Annotated in this window: 1 protein-coding gene; it reads right to left on the bottom strand. The window is 66.3% G+C overall.

All coding sequences use genetic code 11. The features are described 5' to 3' along the window. Nucleotides 1-43: 43 nt before the first annotated feature. Nucleotides 44-1,140, bottom strand: a protein-coding gene (locus ABD056_RS22705) for an IS3 family transposase (RefSeq protein ID WP_343870570.1) whose coding sequence is annotated in 2 segments (ribosomal slippage) — nucleotides 44-879 and nucleotides 879-1,140 — 1,098 coding nt in all. Because the reading frame shifts where the segments join, the coding sequence is not laid out codon by codon here. Nucleotides 1,141-1,221 lie beyond the last annotated feature (81 nt).

The raw sequence follows: 1,221 nt of genomic DNA, 5'->3' as shown, positions 1-1,221 counted from the left end.
GACCTTGGACCACCCGAGGCAAGAAATCTCGGGTTGAAACGCCTCAGGGCAGGCGCGCCTGCCCTGAGGCGTTTGCCAGCTCGGGCGGTCTGTGGCCGATCGCGCTGTGCGGCCGGACGGTGTTGTAGTCCTGCCGCCACGCCTCACACTTCGACTGTGCATCCTTCAGGCTCAGGAACCAATAGGCATTCAGGCCTTCGGCCCGGAACGAGCCGTTGAAGCTTTCGACGAAGGCGTTGTCCGTCGGCTTGCCCGGCCTGCTGAAGTCCAGCGTGACGCCGTTGCTCCAGGCCCACAGGTCGAGGTCCTTCGACACGAACTCGGGGCCGTTATCGACCCGTATCTCCTTGGGCACCCCGTGAACCGCCGTGACGCGCTCCAGCGTCTCGACGACGTCGATGCCACGGTAGGTGTGGCGCACGTCGATCGCCGGGCACAGCCGGCTGTAGGCATCGACGATCGTCAGGAGCCGGATGCGGCGGCCGTCGAACAACTGGTCGGCCATGAAGTCCATCGCCCAGACCTGGTTGGGCGCGGTCGCCACCGGGCGCGTCTCACGCTGCTTGGCGGCGACCTTGCGCTTCGGCGCCTTGGCCCGCAGTTGCAGCCCTTCCAGCCTGTACAGACGATGGACACGTTTGAGGTTCACGCCCCAGCCCTCCCGTTGCAGCAGGATGTGGATGCGCCGGTAGCCCCAGCGTACCCGGGTCTCCGCGATCTCACGGATGCGTTTGCGGAGGTCGGCCTGCGCGCCGCGGATGGAGCGGTAGTGGTAGCTCGACCGCTCGGCCTTGAGGACCGCGCAGGCCCGGCGGATGCTGACCCGCCAGGTCTGGCGCACATGGTCCACCAGCTCCCGCCGGCGCGCAGGCCCTAGAGCTTTCGCTTGATGACGTCCTGGAGCATCTCCTTGTCCAGCGCCAGGTCGGCCACGATGCGCTTGAGGCGGCCGTTCTCCTCCTCAAGCTGGCGCAGCCGCTTCATCTCCGACGGCATCAGGCCGCCGTACTTCTTGCGCCAGCGGTAGTAGGTCTGCACCGAGATCCCGGCCTTGCGGCAGACCTCCTCGACCGCCGTGCCCTCCTCGGCCTGGCGCAGGATGAACGCGATCTGCGCCTCGCTGAAGTTCGACCTCTTCATCGTCGTCTCCCGGTTGCTCGTCGTCCACGGTAACCGAGAATTTTCTCACCTCAAGTGGTCCAGGAAAGCGGGAGGAGGTCA

It is taken from the genome of Caenispirillum bisanense, assembly GCF_039523075.1.
In the GTDB taxonomy this organism is placed as follows: domain Bacteria; phylum Pseudomonadota; class Alphaproteobacteria; order Rhodospirillales; family Rhodospirillaceae; genus Caenispirillum; species Caenispirillum bisanense.
Note: the sequence above shows the minus strand (reverse complement) of the source record. Positions and strands in the feature narration are given on the sequence as shown.